The sequence below is a fragment of the Bradyrhizobium sp. BRP19 genome (genome assembly GCF_020194195.1).
GTDB classification, from domain to species: domain Bacteria; phylum Pseudomonadota; class Alphaproteobacteria; order Rhizobiales; family Xanthobacteraceae; genus Bradyrhizobium; species Bradyrhizobium yuanmingense.
Map to the genome: position 1 here is coordinate 1 of NZ_JADYVZ010000166.1, position 425 is coordinate 425.

At 68.0% G+C, this 425-nt stretch carries 1 protein-coding gene; it reads right to left on the minus strand.

The annotated features are described in order from the left end of the window. A partial coding sequence (locus I6F36_RS39020) for a hypothetical protein (protein WP_225173297.1) occupies positions 1-369 on the minus strand: 369 nt, incomplete at its 3' end. Positions 370-425 lie beyond the last annotated feature (56 nt).

Sequence of the window (425 nt, forward strand, 5' to 3'; positions counted from 1 at the left end):
CAGCGGCAGCATCAGCTCGCGCCCCTCGACCGAGCTGTCGGTGACATAGACCGACGCGAGCGGGCCGAAGCCGCCGTCCTGGAACGCCTTGACCGAGCGGGCCAGATCGGCCATGGCTTCCATGGACATCATCACGCTGCGCTGGGCCCGCACCAGCACGACGTAGTTCCCGCCCAACGCAGCCTCCCGGTAGACCGGTGGCCCCAGGCGGCCGAAGGCCTCGAACAGTTCCGCATTGAACGGGCCCTCGGCATCGATGCGGACCACCGCGCCATCGAGACGCACGCAGAGCCGGCCATGGGGCCGGAAGACCTCGCGCTCGTCGGCCTGATGGGCGTCAATCGTCAGCGAGATGTTGGGCTTGGTCATGGCTGCCATCGAGTCGCGGAACGCAGGCCGATGGACCTGAACCTAAGGCCCGTTCG